Annotated in this window: 10 protein-coding genes and 4 pseudogenes; 6 read left to right on the forward strand and 8 right to left on the reverse strand. The window is 68.7% G+C overall.

What is annotated here, in order from left to right:
• Positions 1-107: 107 nt before the first annotated feature.
• Together AC0Z36_RS07485 and AC0Z36_RS07490 are read left to right on the forward strand one after the other, a co-directional pair.
• The gene (locus AC0Z36_RS07485; protein ID WP_485461963.1) at positions 108-1,946 is read left to right on the forward strand and encodes an IucA/IucC family protein; all 1,839 of its coding nucleotides are present in this window, start codon (positions 108-110) and stop codon (positions 1,944-1,946) included.
• A 169-nt stretch (positions 1,947-2,115) separates the two neighbouring features.
• A complete protein-coding gene (locus AC0Z36_RS07490; protein WP_485461921.1) occupies positions 2,116-2,982 on the forward strand; it encodes a carbon-nitrogen hydrolase family protein in 867 nt (288 codons plus the stop codon).
• A 60-nt stretch (positions 2,983-3,042) separates the two neighbouring features.
• On the opposite strand, the gene AC0Z36_RS07495 is transcribed toward AC0Z36_RS07490, so the two are convergent.
• Both AC0Z36_RS07495 and AC0Z36_RS07500 read right to left on the reverse strand, forming a co-directional pair.
• A complete protein-coding gene (locus tag AC0Z36_RS07495) occupies positions 3,043-3,375 on the reverse strand; it encodes a cupin domain-containing protein (RefSeq protein ID WP_485461922.1) in 333 nt (110 codons plus the stop codon).
• Between the two features lie 194 nt (positions 3,376-3,569).
• Positions 3,570-3,680: pseudogene (locus AC0Z36_RS07500) on the reverse strand (zinc ribbon domain-containing protein); the annotation flags it as partial.
• Between the two features lie 163 nt (positions 3,681-3,843).
• On the opposite strand from AC0Z36_RS07500, the gene AC0Z36_RS07505 reads away from it, so the two are divergent.
• On the forward strand, positions 3,844-5,892 hold the full coding sequence (locus AC0Z36_RS07505; protein WP_485461923.1) for an ATP-dependent DNA helicase: 2,049 nt from the start codon (positions 3,844-3,846) through the stop codon (positions 5,890-5,892).
• Between the two features lie 212 nt (positions 5,893-6,104).
• Here AC0Z36_RS07505 and lexA read toward each other — a convergent pair whose 3' ends face one another.
• Positions 6,105-6,818 carry a transcriptional repressor LexA gene (gene lexA / locus AC0Z36_RS07510; RefSeq protein WP_485461964.1) on the reverse strand — a complete coding sequence of 238 codons (714 nt, stop codon included), beginning with the start codon at positions 6,816-6,818 and terminating at the stop codon, positions 6,105-6,107.
• An 848-nt stretch (positions 6,819-7,666) separates the two neighbouring features.
• On the opposite strand from lexA, the pseudogene nrdR reads away from it, so the two are divergent.
• Together nrdR and AC0Z36_RS07520 are read left to right on the forward strand one after the other, a co-directional pair.
• Positions 7,667-8,221 (forward strand): annotated as a pseudogene (gene nrdR / locus AC0Z36_RS07515) (transcriptional regulator NrdR); the annotation flags it as partial.
• A gap of 308 nt (positions 8,222-8,529) precedes the next feature.
• Complete coding sequence (locus AC0Z36_RS07520; RefSeq protein WP_485461924.1) at positions 8,530-11,388, forward strand: vitamin B12-dependent ribonucleotide reductase; 2,859 nt, start codon at positions 8,530-8,532, stop codon at positions 11,386-11,388.
• 828 nt (positions 11,389-12,216) lie between these two features.
• On the opposite strand, the gene AC0Z36_RS07525 is transcribed toward AC0Z36_RS07520, so the two are convergent.
• From AC0Z36_RS07525 to AC0Z36_RS07540, 4 genes and pseudogenes are all read right to left on the reverse strand, one after another.
• Positions 12,217-12,987: a VOC family protein gene (locus AC0Z36_RS07525; RefSeq protein WP_485461925.1), complete on the reverse strand. Its 771-nt coding sequence runs from the start codon at positions 12,985-12,987 to the stop codon at positions 12,217-12,219.
• A 253-nt stretch (positions 12,988-13,240) separates the two neighbouring features.
• Positions 13,241-13,655: pseudogene (locus AC0Z36_RS07530) on the reverse strand (TIGR03618 family F420-dependent PPOX class oxidoreductase); the annotation flags it as partial.
• Positions 13,656-13,667: 12 nt separating this feature from the next.
• A pseudogene (locus tag AC0Z36_RS07535) lies at positions 13,668-13,994 on the reverse strand (MFS transporter); the annotation flags it as partial.
• A gap of 126 nt (positions 13,995-14,120) precedes the next feature.
• The gene (locus AC0Z36_RS07540; RefSeq protein ID WP_485461926.1) at positions 14,121-14,609 is read right to left on the reverse strand and encodes a MarR family winged helix-turn-helix transcriptional regulator; all 489 of its coding nucleotides are present in this window, start codon (positions 14,607-14,609) and stop codon (positions 14,121-14,123) included.
• A gap of 190 nt (positions 14,610-14,799) precedes the next feature.
• Between AC0Z36_RS07540 and AC0Z36_RS07545 the strand changes: the two genes are divergently transcribed.
• Positions 14,800-15,588 (forward strand): SDR family oxidoreductase, encoded by a 789-nt coding sequence (locus AC0Z36_RS07545; RefSeq protein WP_485461927.1) that lies wholly within the window; start codon positions 14,800-14,802, stop codon positions 15,586-15,588.
• Positions 15,589-15,672: 84 nt separating this feature from the next.
• On the opposite strand, the gene AC0Z36_RS07550 is transcribed toward AC0Z36_RS07545, so the two are convergent.
• Positions 15,673-16,071, reverse strand: a complete 399-nt coding sequence (locus AC0Z36_RS07550) for a hypothetical protein (RefSeq protein ID WP_485461928.1) — start codon at positions 16,069-16,071, stop codon at positions 15,673-15,675.
• Between the last annotated feature and the right edge of the window lie 159 nt (positions 16,072-16,230).

Raw genomic sequence — 16,230 nt, forward strand, 5'->3', positions numbered from 1 at the left:
TTCACCGAGCGGTGTCCTCTTACGTCTGTCCTGCGCTTCGCTACGGACTGACGCCGGACACCGCGGCGACGACCACCCCGACCATTCCCAGGAGTACCGCCGTGTCCCTGCCCCACCCCGTAGAACGGGTCGACCCGAAGGTCCCCGGAGCCAGGCAGCACCGCACCGGACAGTCCGCGGAAGCGGCCTGGCGCAGCGCGGGGCGCGCGCTGCTCGCCAAGACGATCGGCGAATTCGCGTACGAGGAACTCCTCCTGCTGGTCGCCGACCCGGAGGGTGGGGCCGACGCGTGGCGGGTCGACCTCCCCGGCGAAGTCCGCTACCGCTTCCGGGCCAAGCGCGGGGCCTACGACACCTGGCACGTCGAAACGCAGTCGCTGCGCCGGGTGTTCGGCTCCGGTAAGGACCGCGAGGAGGACGTGGCGTGGGATCCGCTGCGGTTCCTCCTGGACGCGTACAGCGCGCTGGGCCTGTCCGGCGACACCGCCGGGCACCTCGTCCGTGAACTGACCGCGACACTCGCGGCCGATGTGCGGCTCGCCGACGGCGCGATCCCCGCCGCCCGGCTGGCCGAACTCCCGTACGCCGAACTCGAAGGCCATCAGACGGGCCATCCGTGGATCGTCCCCAACAAGGGCCGGGTCGGGTTCTCCGCCGCGGATGTTCAGCTCTACGCACCCGAGGCGCGCAAGCCGATGCGCCTCGACTGGATCGCGGTGCACCGCGACCGCGCGGAGTTCCGCGGCGTGCCCGGTCTGACCGCTGAGCGGCTCTACACCGCCGAACTCGACACCGACACCCGGCTGCGGTTCCGCTCGGTGCTGTCCACGCGCGGCCTGGACCCCGGCGACTTCCTGTGGCTGCCGGTGCACCCGTGGCAGTGGACGGAGACCATCGAGACCCTGTTCGCCCCGGACATCGCGGCCGAACGCATCGTCAAGCTCGGCCCCGCACCTGACCGTTACCTCCCGCAGCAGTCGGTCCGCACCTTCCTGGACATCGACGAACCAAACCGTCGTACGGTGAAACTTCCACTGTCGGTGCTCAACACCCTGGTGTGGCGCGGTCTGCCGACCGAGCGCACGCTGGCCGCGCCCGCGGTCACGAAGTGGCTGCTCGACCTCAGGGACGCAGACCCGTTCCTGCGCGACGAATGCCGGGTCGTGCTGCTCGGCGAGACAGCATCGGTGACGGTCCGTCACCCGGTTCTCGAAGAACTTCCCGGAGTGCCGTACCAGTACCGGGAGTTGCTGGGGGTCATCTGGCGTGACCCGCTGGAGCCCCGGCTCGAATCCGGGGAGCGGGCCCGTACGCTCGCCGCCCTTCTCCAAGTCGACCCCGAGGGACGCCCGCTCATCGCGGAACTCGTGGACCGCTCGGGCCTGGGGGCCCGCCAGTGGCTGCGTCGGCTGTTCCATGTGATGCTGCCGCCGCTGCTGCACTTCCTCTACCGCTACGGAATCGTGTTCTCCCCGCAGGGCGAGAACGTGATCATCGTGTACGACGACACTGACGCGCCTGTGCGACTGGCGGTCAAGGACTTCGTCGACGACGTCAACGTGAGTGCCAAGGCGCTGCCCGAACTCGACGGCATGCCCGCCGGGGTCGCGGACGTCCTGTTGCGCGAACGCCCGGAAGCCCTCTGTCAGTTCATCCACGCAGGGCTGTTCGTCGGTCACTACCGCTACCTCGCCGAACTGTGCGACCGGCAGTTCGGGATCACCCAGACGGAGTTCTGGGCGATGGTCCGCGAAGAGATCCTCGACCAGCAGGACCGCTTCAGTGAACTCACCGACCGGCACGCGATGTTCGACCTGCTCACCCCGCGCGTCGAGCGCCTGTGCCTGAACCGCAACCGATTGCTGCTCGACGGCTACCGGGACCGTCCGATGCGCCCGCACGCCGCCGTGCACGGGACGGTGCGCAACCCGCTGCACACCAGCTGAACCCGTGTCAGGAATGGATCTTTCGGCGCACCGTCCTTTACGGGGTGGGATATTGCCCCGCTTTGCGAAGTCACCGGGGGCTCGTCCTGAGGCCCGGCGGGGAATGCGCCGGAAGATCCATCCGGCACAGCACTAGTGTGATCCAGGTCACCGGTGTCAGAATGCGCCCGTGACCGACGACGACGACGTCCTGGACCCACGCCGCCATGAGGCGCGTCCTCCGCTGAATGCCGCCGTGGCCCAGGCGGAGGCGGTGCCCGGGGATGTGGCCACGAATGTGGCCACCGCGTCCCGTCTGGTCCGGCTCGCCGCGACCGTCGGCGCGGACGTGGTGATCCTCCCCGAGCTCTTCCTCTCCGGCTGCGACCTCGAACTGCTGCGCGACGGACCGCGGGACAGCGCGATCATCCCCGGCGACCCGCGCCTCGACGAACTGTCGGGTGCCTGCTACACCTCCCGCACGGTGGTGGTCGTCGGCGCGTACGTCCGGCAGGGCGGCGACCGCACCAACTCCACCGTGGTCATCGGGCGGGACGGCGAGCCGCACATCGCCTACGACAAACAGCACCCCGGCGCGGACGAACGCGGCCTGTTCCGGCCCGGCGTCCACGGCTGCACGGTGGAGGTCGGCGGCTGGCGGCTCGGCCTCGGCATCGGCTACGACATGAGTTTCCCCGAACACGTCCGGGCCGCCGTCCTCGACGGGTGCGACGCCTACCTCTGCAGCGGCCTGACCATCCAGGGTGACGGCCGCCACCGCGGCGGGCTCTACCTGGCCACCCGGGCGCTGGAGAACACCTGTTACACCGTGGGCGCCAACCACGTCGGCAAGACCGGGCAGGGCGACGCCGACGGGCACAGTGCCGTGTTCGGCCCGGACGGCCGCCTTGTCGTCGAGGCGTCCGCGGACAGCACCGACGTGGCCGTGGCCACCTTCCAGGACTTCGAACTCGACGCGGCCCGCGAATGCCTCACGATGCTCGAGGACCTGCGCAGCGTGCGGACGGGGCGGCGGGAGGGGCTCAAGCTCGGCTGACCCGGGGCCTCCCCCTCGCCGGTGGCTTCCACGCACCCGGCCCGCTGACGGGACCGCGCGTCAGCCGTGCTTGGCCACGGTGAGCAACACGGCGGCGTCCTCCAGGGCTTCGAGCGTGTGCCGGGCGTCCGGCACGATCAGCAGGTCTCCGGCCGAGCCTTCCCAGGATGTGTCACCCGCGCGCAACCGGACGCGTCCTAGGAGGACGTGGACGGTCGCTTCGCCCGGGTTCTCGTGCTCGTCGAGCACCCGGCCGGAGGCCAGTGCGATCACGGTCTGGCGCAGCACATGCTCGTGTCCGCCGTACACGGTGTGGGCACTGCGGCCACTCGACGCGTTCTGTGCGAGGCCGAGCTGTTGACGTGCCGTGGCTGTCAGGGACGACTTCTTCATGCGGGTCTCTCCTTCGGACACGTGCGGTGGGTGGACCGGCGTCGGCAATCACCCCGTCCGGGGCGGCTGCCCCCGTTTCGGGTCCTTGAAGCAGCCAGCGGTCAGATGCTCTGGCGTTGACACCCTCTCCAACCTCAAGGGATGGAGACTCCCTCCACCCTCAAGGGATGGAGACTCCCTCCACGCTGCGCACAGACCGCGCCGCAGGCGGCACAGGTCCATTTCCGCACGTTCAGCGGTTTGGGTCCGTCCTTGGTCCCGCAGGCCGGGCACACCTGGCTGGTGGGCTCGAACCGGCCGATCCGGCCGGTCTCCGGGCTTGCTGTACCCGGCCGGGGCCGGACACGCTCCCGTAAGCTCCTTGCGGTCCGACGCCTGCGTGGTGGACTGCCGGACAGGCGTCCGTATCCACTTCGGCACCGGCGAACCGGCGGGAAGTGTCACAGGCAGCCTCTACTCTTGTCGGCGATGAGCGCCACCGATCTGAATGAGCTGCTGAACGCCGCCGTGACCGCCCTCGGCGGCACCGAACGACCGGGACAGGTCACGATGGCCCAGGCTGTCGCCGGCGCTGTCGAGCGCCGGGAACACCTCCTCGTGCAAGCCGGCACCGGCACCGGCAAGTCCCTCGCCTACCTGGTTCCGGCACTCGCCGCGAACCGCAAGGTGGTCGTCGCGACCGCGACCCTGGCGCTCCAGCGCCAGCTGGTCGAGCGCGACCTGCCCCGCCTTGTCGAGGCGCTGTTCCCGCTGCTGCGGCGACGGCCGTCGTTCGCGACCCTGAAGGGCCGCAGCAACTACGTGTGCCTCAACCGGGTTAACGGCGGGCACCCCGAGGACGACCCCGAAGACCAGCTCTTCGACCCGGCGCCCACCTCAAAGCTCGGTCGCGACATGATCCGGGTCCGTGAGTGGGCACAGGAGACGGAGAGCGGTGACCGCGACGATCTCAGCCCCGGCGTCAACGACAGGGCCTGGTCGCAGGTGTCCGTGTCGTCCGCCGAATGCCTGGGCCGTTCCAAGTGTCAGTTCGGTGAGGAATGTTTCGCTGAGCAAGCCCGCGAAATCGCCAAACAGTCCGACGTGGTGGTGACAAACCACGCACTGCTCGCCATCGATGCACTGATGGATGACGTCCAGGTCCTGCCCGAGCATGAGGTGTTGATCATCGATGAGGCGCACGAACTCGCCCAGCGGGTCACCGGCGTCGCCACCGACGAACTCACCATCGGCTCCGTCGAGCGCGCCCAGCGCCGTGCCGCGCGGCTCGCCAACGAGCGGGCCGTCGACCAGTTGCAGACCGCGGCTGAGGGCTACGCCAAGGTCATGGGCCAGTGCGAGGCCGGGCGCATCCGGGAGATCGGCCCTGACCTGCAGTGGACACTGTCCGCGCTCCGCGACGCCTGCCGGGCGGCGATCACCTCGCTCGGTGAGGTCCGCGACAAGTCCGTCACCGCCGAGGAGTCGGCGAACAAGCAAGCGATGGCGGCGGTGCAGGCCGTTCACGACTCCTGTGAGCGTCTGCTCAAGGGTTCTCCGTACGACGTCGTCTGGATCGACGTCAACGAACGCTCAGGACCGGTCCTGCGGGTCGCCCCGCTGGCCGTGGCCGGGCTGCTCCGCGAGGCGCTTTTCGGCGACCGTACGGTGGTCCTGACGTCGGCGACGCTGAAGCTCGGCGGCGACTTCGGCGGGGTGGCCAGGTCGCTGGGCCTGAGCCTGGAGGGGCTGCTCCCCGAACCGGGCGCGGAGGTCCCGGTGCCGGTGGTGGTCAGCAGGGCCCCCGAGGCCGAACCCGGCCCTGAGGACGCGGACCCCGAGTCGGACGCCGACCTCGCGGTGTGGCGCTGCCTGGACGTCGGCTCGCCCTTCGACTACCCGAAGCAGGGCATCCTCTACGTCGCCAAGCACCTGCCCCCGCCGGGCCGGGACGGCATGGGGCAGGAGCGCCTCGACGAACTCGCCGAGCTGATCGAGGCGGCCGGCGGGCGCACCCTCGGGCTGTTCTCCTCGCGGCGGGCCGCGGAGGCCGCGACCGAGGCCCTGCGTGAGCGTCTGGACGTGCCGATCTCCTGCCAGGGGGAGGATTCCCTCCCTGAGCTCCTCAAGGCCTTCTCCGCGAATCCTCAGGCCTGCCTGTTCGGCACCCTGTCCCTGTGGCAGGGCGTGGACGTGCCCGGCCCGTCCTGCCAGCTCGTGGTCATGGACAGGATTCCGTTCCCGCGTCCCGACGACCCGCTGATGTCGGCCCGCCAGCAGGCCGTGCAGGAGAACGGCGGCAACGGCTTCATGGCGGTCGCCGCCACCCACGCCGCGCTGCTGATGGCCCAGGGCTCCGGGCGGCTCATCCGCACCATGGACGACCGGGGGGTGGTGGCGGTGCTCGACTCAAGGCTGGCCACCGCGCGGTACGGCGGTTTCTTCCGGTCCTCGATGCCGGACTTCTGGCCGACGACCGACCGGAACCTCGTCCGGAAGTCCCTGGCCGCGCTCGACGCGAAGGCGAAGAACGACTGAAGCGGGCAGGTCGAGCGCCTTCGCTGAGCACAGTCGGTTGCGCGCGTGCGGGAATGACAAGTGCGGGGCCAGGAGGAATTCCTCCTGGCCCCGCACTTGTGCTCGGTGGTTCCGCTTCGTGGTCGGGTTCCGCGACCAGGCTCCGCTGTCAGGCATTGTTGTTCAGGGCTGTTCAGGGCTGTTCAGAGTTATTCAGCCTGTTCAGAGCCTGTTCAGAGCCTGCGCATGACCGCGACGACCTTGCCGAGGATGGTCGCGTGGTCTCCGGGGATCGGGTCGTACCGCGCGTTGTGCGGCATCAGCCAGCGGTGCCCGTCACGGTCGCGCAGCCGTTTCACGGTGGCTTCGCCGTCCAGCATCGCAGCCACGATGTCGCCGTTGTCGGCGACCGGCTGGCTGCGCACCGCGACGTAGTCGCCGTCCATGATCGCGGCCTCGACCATCGAATCGCCGGAGACTTTGAGCAGGAACACGTCGCCGTCGCCGACAAGCTGCTTGGGCAGCGTGAAGACGTCCTCCACCGACTGCTCGGCCAGGATAGGACCGCCCGCCGCGATCCGGCCGATGACGGGCACACGGGACGCGTTGGGGAACTCCGAGGCGCTCCGCGAACCCGGCAAGGCCCCGGCCGCCGCGGGGGCCAGGGGGCGCCCGCCGTCCGGGGAGCGGACCTCGTACGCGCGCGGCCGGTGCGGGTCGCGGCGGAGGTAGCCCTTGCGTTCGAGGGCCATCAGCTGGTGCGCGACCGACGAGGTGCTGGACAGGCCCACAGCCTCCCCGATCTCACGCATGCTCGGCGGGTAGCCGCGGTCTTCCACGGAGGTGCGGATGACCTCCAGGACCCGCAGCTGCCGCTGCGTGAGGCCGGTGGCCGCCCGGCGCGGAATTGTCCGCGCGGCCTGCTGAGGCCGTGCGCTTTCATCCAGCGCCGTCGGCGTCGTGGATTCGGAAACCACAGTCACAGTGCCCCCACCCGCTTGTGCTTCGACTACGTGCCCGTTGGCTGTCGAACGGATTCCGGTGTGGCCGGAATGAACGACCCCGGTGGTGTCTCCCGTCATCACATGCCCCTCTCGACGGTTTTCCGACACGGTTCATCGGACACATCAGAGAACGGTACTCGCATCGAAAGGTTGCGCCAAACACACGTTCGAGTGAATTTAGACCGTTTCAGTGGCGTGCACCCTCAAGTGGCGGTATTCATCGTACAGAAGTTCGAATCAAAAAATGGTGGAAAACCGGCTTCTCTGGTGAATTCGAGCAAGCTGTTCGAATCGTGTCGCGCTCTCGTTCGACAACGGACCATACGGTTGCGAACGGCGCCTTCCGGTCTCCCGGCCGAGCGGTCGGCGGGTGCCGTCCGGATGTCGGCGGGGTGCCGGCCGGGCGTCGGGCGATCCCATCGGCACGTCGGGTCGATGTCTGAAATCTTACTGATTGTCGGAGAAGTGCAGGTGGGCAGGGCCACGCGGATTAATTTCCCGCCGGCCCCGCCGCTGCCACCTGCGGCGATGACCGGCGGTCACAACAACGGTGCCCACGGTCCGCGAGTCGGCTTGCAGCGCGTCCGAGCTGCGGTCTAACGTAGCCACTACATCTTGTGGTCGAGATCTGGAAGCCACCCACAAGTTGTGGTCGCCGTATATAGCACACTCCCGAAGCGCACCGGCGTGGACCCCTGGGGCACAGCCCCGGGCAGCCCCCGGGGCGTGGGCAGCGGCCCGGCTTCCGACTCGAAAACCGGAAACAGACGACGGAAGGGGGAGGACAAGGCATGCACTGCCCCTTCTGCCGCAGACCCGACAGCCGTGTGGTCGACAGCCGCACCGCCGACGACGGCGCGGCCATCCGCCGCCGCCGCTCCTGTCCCGACTGTGGTCGCCGCTTCACCACCATCGAGACCGCCTCGCTGACCGTCATCAAGCGCAGCGGGGTCACCGAGCCGTTCAGTCGCGACAAGGTCGTCTCCGGAGTCCGCAAGGCCTGCCAGGGACGCCCTGTCACCGAGGACGCGCTCGCCAAACTCGGCCAGCAGGTCGAAGAGGCGGTCCGGGCCACCGGCTGCGCCGAGCTCAGCACCCACGATGTCGGCCTGACCATACTCGGGCCGCTCCGGGAGCTCGACGAAGTCGCGTACCTGCGCTTCGCCTCGGTCTACCGGGCGTTCGAATCCCTTGAGGACTTCGAATCAGAGATCGGGCTGCTGCGCACCGGACGGGCCTCCCCGGAGGCCGCGCCCGGTGCGGACGGCGTCGGTCCCGACTCCGAACAGCACGGCACCGGGCTTCCCGAACAGGTCGGCAGGACGCCGGAGCCGGTCGGCAGAGCCGCGAGCCGGGCGGGGAAGAGCGACAGGCACGGGAAGATCGAGCGTCCTGTGCAGGACGGCCGGTCGGCCAAGGACGAAAAAGACGACGCAGTCCCGCGTGAGCCCGTGCCCGATGCCGGCTCCGCAACCCCCTGAGGCATTCCCACGCCGCAGAACCCCCGCGCGATCCAGGGACAAGTCCGTACCCGGACTTTTCCGACGGTGCGCGGGTTCCAGACCCGGGTGGTCCGGGCGACCGAGGCCACCCCACCGGACGGAGCCGGGCGCACCCGGCGGTCCGTGACGCTTGTTGTTTTGGAGGAGAAGGCATGACAGAGACGACGAACGGCCCGGCACGCGGTGGCCGGTCACGGTCCGGCAAGGGCCTGCGGGTCGAGCGCGTCTTCACCACCCCCGGAGTCCACCCGTACGACGAGGTGGTCTGGGCGAAGCGTGACGTCGTCATGACCAACTGGCGCGACGGCTCGGTCAACTTCGAGCAGCGTGGCGTCGAGTTCCCCGACTCCTGGTCGGTGAACGCGGTCAACATCGTCACCAGCAAGTACTTCCGCGGCGCCGTCGGCACCCCGCAGCGTGAGACGGGCCTCAAGCAGCTCATCGACCGCGTGGTCAAGACGTACCGCAAGTCCGGTGAGGACAACGCCTACTTCGCTACCCCCGCCGACGCTGAGATCTTCGACCACGAGCTGACCTACGCACTCCTCCACCAGGTCTTCAGCTTCAACTCGCCGGTCTGGTTCAACGTCGGCACCAGCCAGCCGCAGCAGGTCAGCGCCTGCTTCATCCTGTCCGTCGACGACTCCATGGAGTCGATCCTCGACTGGTACAAGGAAGAGGGCATGATCTTCAAGGGCGGTTCGGGCGCGGGCCTGAACCTGTCCCGCATCCGGTCCTCCAAGGAACTCCTCTCCTCCGGCGGCAACGCCTCGGGCCCGGTCTCCTTCATGCGCGGCGCCGACGCCTCGGCCGGCACCATCAAGTCGGGCGGCGCCACCCGCCGCGCGGCCAAGATGGTCGTCCTGGACGTCGACCACCCCGACATCGAGGACTTCATCGAGACCAAGGTGAAGGAGGAGGAGAAGATCCGCGCCCTGCGCGACGCGGGCTTCGACATGGACCTGGGCGGCGCGGACATCACGTCCGTGCAGTACCAGAACGCCAACAACTCCGTCCGCGTCACCGACGAGTTCATGGAGGCGGTGGAGCAGGGCGGGAAGTTCGGCCTGCGCGGCCGGATGACCGGCGAGATCATCGAAGAGGTCGACGCCAAGTCGCTCTTCCGCAAGATGGCGACCGCCGCCTGGGCGTCCGCCGACCCGGGCATCCAGTACGACAGCACCATCAACCACTGGCACACCTGCCCCGAGTCCGGCCGCATCTCCGCGTCGAACCCGTGCAGCGAGTACGTCCACCTCGACGACTCCTCGTGCAACCTCGCCTCGCTGAACCTGATGAAGTTCCTGCGCGACGACGACACGTTCGACGGCGAGAAGTTCGCCAAGACCGTCGAGCTGGTCATCACCGCGATGGACATCTCCATCTGCTTCGCCGACTTCCCGACCAAGAAGATCGGCGACACCACCCGCGCCTTCCGCCAGCTGGGCATCGGCTACGCCAACCTCGGCGCGCTGCTCATGGCCACGGGTCACGCGTACGACTCGGACGGCGGCCGGGCGCTCGCCGGCGCGATCACCTCGCTGATGACCGGCACGGCGTACAAGCGCTCCGCCGAACTCGCCGCGGTCGTCGGCCCGTACGACGGTTTCGCCCGCAACGCCGACGCGCACAAGCGCGTCATGAAGCAGCACTCCGACGCCAACGACACGGCCCCGCGCACGCAGGACCTGGACGCCCCCGTGTGGGAGCTGGCGACCAAGGCGTGGAAGGACGTTCTCAAGCTCGGCGAGAAGAACGGCTACCGCAACGCGCAGGCCTCGGTGCTCGCGCCGACCGGCACCATCGGCCTGATGATGGACTGCGACACCACCGGCATCGAGCCCGACCTGGCGCTGGTCAAGTTCAAGAAGCTCGTCGGCGGCGGCTCGATGCAGATCGTCAACGGCACGGTCGCCCGTGCGCTGGGCCGCCTCGGCTACCCGCTGGAGCAGGCCGAAGCGATCATGGCGTACATCGCCGAGCACGGCCACGTCGTCGGCGCCCCCAGTCTGAAGTCCGCGCACTACGAGGTCTTCGACTGCGCGATGGGCGAGCGGTCCATCTCCCCGATGGGCCACGTCCGGATGATGGCCGCCGCTCAGCCGTTCCTCTCCGGCGCCATCTCCAAGACGATCAACATCCCGTCGGCCGCGACCGTCGAGGACGTCGAGCGCGTCTACATGGAGGGCTGGAAGCTCGGTACGAAGGCCATCGCCGTCTACCGCGACAACTCGAAGGTCGGCCAGCCGCTGTCGGTCGGCAAGGGCGACAACAAGGGCGAGGCCGCGGCGGCCCCGGCCGTCATCGTCGAGAAGGTCGTCGAATACCGCGCGACGCGCAAGCGTCTGCCCAAGGGCCGTCCGGGGATCACCACCTCGTTCTCGGTCGGTGGCGCGGAGGGCTACATGACGGCCAACTCCTACCCGGACGACGGCCTGGGCGAAGTCTTCCTCAAGATGTCCAAGCAGGGCTCGACCCTCGCGGGCATGATGGACGCCTTCTCCATCGCGGTCTCCGTCGGACTGCAGTACGGCGTGCCGCTGGAGACCTACGTTTCGAAGTTCACCAACATGCGCTTCGAGCCGGCCGGTCTGACCGACGACCCGGACGTGCGGATGTCGCAGTCGATCGTCGACTACATCTTCCGCCGCCTGGCGCTCGACCACCTGCCGTTCGAGACCCGCTCGGCCCTGGGCATCCACTCGGCCTCCGAGCGGCAGCGGCACCTGGAGACGGGCTCGTACGAAGAGGAACTGGCGATCGAGGCCGAGGGCTTCGCCACCGGGACGCCGGCGCAGCCGGCTCCGGTCGAGAACGCCGCACCGGTCGCTGAGAAGCGCGCGGAGGTCAAGATCCTGCCGGCGCAGGTGAAGCCGGCCCCGAGCCTGCTCGAAGCCCACCTGGGCCGCAGCGACGACGCGCCGCTGTGCATGACGTGCGGCACGAAGATGCGGCCCGCGGGGAGTTGCTACCTGTGTGAGGGCTGCGGCTCGACGAGTGGTTGCAGCTGAGCTGTTCCCGGTTGACCGGTAGGTGACTCCGGAAGGGGAGTCGGCAGGGTTGGTTCCCGCCGGCTTCCCTTTTTGGGTTTTCCGGGGGTGTACGGGGGAGGCCGCGCTTGTGCGGGGCCTCGGAGACCGGGACGATCGGGCCGTCGGTGATACAGGTGTAGGTGACCGTGTAGTGGCCGGGGATCTTGTCTTTGTCGTTGGTGATGAAGGTGACGAGATCCCCGGACACAGCTACAGCGCTCGCGAACCTGACCGGCGCACGGCGGAGGCTGGAGATGCCGTCGCCGTCGATGCTGACGAGCGGGAAGGCTGTGTACGGGTACGCCCAGGTGTTTTCGGCGCCGACGTTCAGGGCGTAGCAATCGGTCCAGTGGTCGCCCAGCCTGTCGAAGGCGGCGTACCAGGTGGGACGGCCGTCGGACGAGATTGTGCGGCCGTCGAGTGGCAGTGCGGCTTCGATACCGGTCGGTGGAGTGCCCGGTGGAACGGCCGATCTGGCTGGGGATCCGGTCAGCACAAAGCCGCTGCCGAGAGTGTCGATCCTTGGGTGGTGCGAGTCCAGTTCACGGAGCGGGACTTCGGTGATGTCCTTACCGTCGATCACGACGGCGGTCGCTGCGTACGGCTCTTTGGGGAGTGTGCGCTCAATGCACCACGAGCCCGGATCGACGAGCAGAACCACGATGCGTCCGTACGCATCGACAGTGGAGGCGGCGACTGATCGGTCCGCATGGCGCTCCGGCACCGCGTCCCACAGGCGCAGCCGGGCAGACGCGGCGGAGCGCCCCCGGCCCGCTAACGCGGAAGGAGGGCGCCCCGGACGGTGGGTCAGTTGCTCTCCGGCGTGATCACCGAGAAGGTCGCCCCGGCCGGGTCGGTGAGCATCGACATGCGCCCGACCGCCGGCAGGGTCTCCGGGCCCATGAGGGTGGTGGCGCCGAGACCGACCGCGGCGGCGGTGGCCGCGTCGCAGTCGGCCACCGCGAAGTACGGGTGCCAGTTCGAGGTGCTGGCCTCCATCGGCATGATGCCGCCGAAGACCTTGCCGTCGGCCAGGCCGCCGGTCGGGGCGACGGTGGTGTAGACGAAGTCGCCGACCGGGACGTCTTCGGTGTCCCAGGCGAAGACCGAGCCGTAGAAGGACTTCGCGGCCGGCGCGTCTGTGGTGAGCAGTTCGGCCCAGTACAGGCTGTTCTCCACGGTGACGACCTCCAGTCCCTTGTTCGCCGCGGGCTGCCAGACGGAGAACTGGGCACCGGACGGGTCGGTGAAACCGGCCATCCGACCCTGGTCGAAGACGTCCATCGGGGCGAAGCGGACGGCACCCCCGGCCTGCTCGACGGCCTTGGTGGTGGCGTCGGCGTCGGCGGTCTCGAAGTAGATCGTCCAGTCGCCGGAGACGCCTTCCTCCGTGCACGGGCCGATCGCGGCGACCTTCTTGTCGTCCAGGTAGAAGATGCCGTAGTTTCCGGCCTCCGCACCCATCGAGAAGAACGTCCAGCCGAACAGGGCGGTGTAGAAGGCGGCGGACGCCCCGATGTCGCGGCTGCCCAGGTCGAGCCAGCTGGGGGAACCGGGGACGTGGCTGGTGGTGATCATGCGGTGGGCCTCCGAGGATCCTGTGGGGGTGTCCGCGTGGTTGACGGGCGCGGAGGGTGACGTTCCTTGGGTTGGTTCCCAGCATCGCAGCGGACACTGACATCCGCCGTTCGACCGTCGGACCGGCGGAAGGGTTCCCGGACGGGCGGCGGGTCACCGTAGGGGTGTGGGGCGCCTCCTGCGGGTGCTCTGCGTAGCGCTGTGCGGCCTGTGCGGCCTGTGCGGCCTGTGCCGCAGTCCAGGAACGGTCGCCTCAGGCGCTTCGGGAGCTGTCCTCTTCCGCAGCGGGTACGTCGAGCGCCGTCCCGTTACAGCCGCTTCACCCGCAGTCTGATCACCACACGCTGGTCGGCAACCACCTGCCGGAGGACGGCGGCCTTTTCCTCCGAGTCTTCGAACTCCGGCATCATGCTGAGGAGTTCACGTCCGGTCGCGTCTCCCGGCTCGGTGCTCACCGGGGACACTTCCGCTTCGCCTTCGGCGACGGCGAACGACCAGTGGTCAGCGCTCGACACACACAGCGCACTGCGCGGATCCTTGCGGAGCTGCCGGAGTTTGACCCGGTCGGCGGTAGTGCTGATCCGTACGGTCCGCTCCTCCGGGTCCCACCCGTAGAGCACGGTCGACAGGTGCGGGTGGCCGGTGCTTTTGTTCGTGGCCAGCGTGCCGCCGACGCCCTACAGGAACCGGGCGGCGATGAGCATCTCCTGCGCGGTGGAGATTCCGCACAGGAGCGAAGCGGTGGTGAACACGGCCAGTCCGGCGATGAACATCCGCTTGCGGCCGGTCAGATCGCCGAGTCGGCCGGCCAGGAGCAGCAGGCCGCCGAAGGCGATCATGTACGCGTTGACGGTCCAGGTGAGGTTCCCTGCGGTGAAGCCGAGGTCGTCCTGGATGGCCGGCAGGGCCACGGTCACGATGCTGCCGTCGAGGATGATCATCAGCATTCCCGCGCGGAGCGCGGCGAGTGCGAGCCGTCGTGCGGGGGTTTGTGTGGCCCTGTCCATGGAGCGTCTCCCGAGTCGCGTCGGGTTGTCAGGAGAGACGTTAGCAGATGATTTTGTTAGATATGATATAATTCCGAACTATCTTTTGCAGATCAAGTTTGGTGGTGCCGTCCGGGCGTCGTGGCCTCAGCCGCGTGGCCGACGGGCCCGCCGTACGGTCTGCTCACTCGCCACCGGAACCGCCAGGTGTCCTTCGAAAAGCTGGGTGAGCGCACTGAGGAGGGCGTCCTGCTGCGCGGGCGGCAGCGTGCCGAGGGCCTCGCGGTGCACCCGGTCGGCGATCTTGATGCCCGCGGCGACGGCCTGCTCGCCGGTTTTGGTGACCGAGATGATCCGCGCCCGACGGTCCGTGCGCGACAGGTGGCGCTCGGCGAGCCCCAGCCGCTCCAACGCGTCGACCGTCACGACCATCGTGGTCTTGTCCAGGCCGGCGATCTCCGCCAGCTGGATCTGCGTCCGCTCGGCCTCCATCGCGTGGAGCAGTACGCAGTACGCCCGGGGGGTGATCCCCAGCTCGGTGAACGCCGCCGCCATCCGGGTCGCCAGGACGTGGCCGGTGTGGGTCAGGAGGAAGGACAGGTCCGGGTTGGTGCGGGTCGGGACGTTGGTAGTCATGGAGCCAGCCTACCCAGAACGTCCGCTAGCGGATTATCTATCTCCGTCGCGAAGCCGTGAAGCCGCGAAGCCGCGAAGGTGTGGACGCCTGAGGTAATGAGGTCCTGACGGTTCGACGTGATGTCACATTCCGCACCGGCAACCGGTCAATACTGCGAGAACGTGTGCGATACGAGGAGAGGCGGCAGTCATGGACGACACAGTCCTGGTCACCGGAGGCACCGGAACCCTGGGGCGCGAAGTCGTGTCCAGGCTGGTCGGAGACGGCCGGGCTGTACGGGTTTTGAGCCGTCGTCAGCGCACTGACGGGGGTCCGGAAACCGGCTGGGCCGTCGGGAACCTGGAGGCGGGTACCGGCCTCGCCGTGGCCCTGGCGGGGGTGGGCACCGTCGTGCACTGCGCGAGCGTCACGAACAAGCCTCTGGGGAAGCCCGACATCGCGCTCATGCGCAACCTGGTCGCGGCCGCGCGGCCGCGCGGCAGGCCGACACCGCGCCGCACATCATCTACGTCTCGATCGTCGGCGTGGACCGGATCCCGTTCTCCTATCTACCAGGCTAAGTACGGCGCGGAACAAGTGCTCGAAGCATCGGGACTTCCGTACACGATTCTTCGCACGACGCAGTTCCACAACCTGGTCGCGGGGCTCATTGGGGGACTGACGAAGGTGCCCGGAGTCCTGCTGCTCCCCAAGGGCGTGCGGATCCAGCCGGTTGCGGCCGGGGAGGTCGCGGACCGGCTGGTGGAGCTCGTCGACGCCGGACCCGCGCAGCGGGTGCCTGATCTCGGCGGCCCGCAGGTGCGTGAACTCGCAGACCTGGCCCGGGTGTACCTGGCACGGGACGGCAGGCGGCGGCGGACGGTCGGGCTCCCGTTGCCGGGGAAGGCCTGGCGGGCACTGCGTGCGGGGGAGGGCCTGGCGCCCGGCCATGCGGACGGCAAGGGGACCTGGGAGGACCACTTGGCCGGGCGGCCCTGATCACGGCGGCATGATCACGGCGGCATGATCACGGCGACATGACCATGGCTGCCTGACCATGGCTGCCTGACCACGACGCGCGGATCACCACTCGCGGATCAGCTTCACCGTGTCCTGATTGCCGAAGTCGATGTTCATCCAGGCGACGGTACCCGGCTGTCCCGGGCAGCACGCGATCGCGATCGAATGGGCGTTCTCCCCCTGGAACACGATGTCGGTCTTCCCGGCACCGGCCTTGTACGTACCGGATAGGGCGATGTCGAGCAGCCGGGCGCTGATGGTGTGGCCGTCAGTTTCGAAGGTGTACCGCAGGTCGTTCATATCCTCGGCGTAGTACGTGCCGAAGAAGTCCGACGACTTGGCTCCGCAGACGGCGTCCGCCTTCCCGGAGCGCGCCGCGGCGGCGGCCGGGGCAGCAGCGCCGGCGAGTAGCAGGGCGGCGCAGGCGATGGCGGGGAGAGTGCGGGCGCGGGACATGCCCATGGTGTTGCCTCCGGAGCGGGAGTCGGCGGTTGATCCGCCGGGCTGGACCCCATCTTTGGCGGCGGAGGGTGTCGGCGCATTCGGTGTTGGGCCGTGCGGGTGTTGTCCCGCCGCGTCGGTCATGGTCAAAACGCCGCTCAACGATCTCCAGAAGGCACT

It is taken from the genome of Kitasatospora sp. UYEF31, from assembly GCF_057291755.1.

Coding starts and splice junctions, on each gene's coding strand:
- AC0Z36_RS07495 (WP_485461922.1), bottom strand. CDS start 3,375: ATGAAGAAGTCGTCCCTGACAGCCACGGCACGTCAACAGCTCGGCCTC.
- AC0Z36_RS07505 (WP_485461923.1), top strand. CDS start 3,844: ATGAGCGCCACCGATCTGAATGAGCTGCTGAACGCCGCCGTGACCGCC.
- AC0Z36_RS07520 (WP_485461924.1), top strand. CDS start 8,530: ATGACAGAGACGACGAACGGCCCGGCACGCGGTGGCCGGTCACGGTCC.
- AC0Z36_RS07525 (WP_485461925.1), bottom strand. CDS start 12,987: ATGATCACCACCAGCCACGTCCCCGGTTCCCCCAGCTGGCTCGACCTG.
- AC0Z36_RS07540 (WP_485461926.1), bottom strand. CDS start 14,609: ATGACTACCAACGTCCCGACCCGCACCAACCCGGACCTGTCCTTCCTC.
- AC0Z36_RS07545 (WP_485461927.1), top strand. CDS start 14,800: ATGGACGACACAGTCCTGGTCACCGGAGGCACCGGAACCCTGGGGCGC.
- AC0Z36_RS07550 (WP_485461928.1), bottom strand. CDS start 16,071: ATGGGCATGTCCCGCGCCCGCACTCTCCCCGCCATCGCCTGCGCCGCC.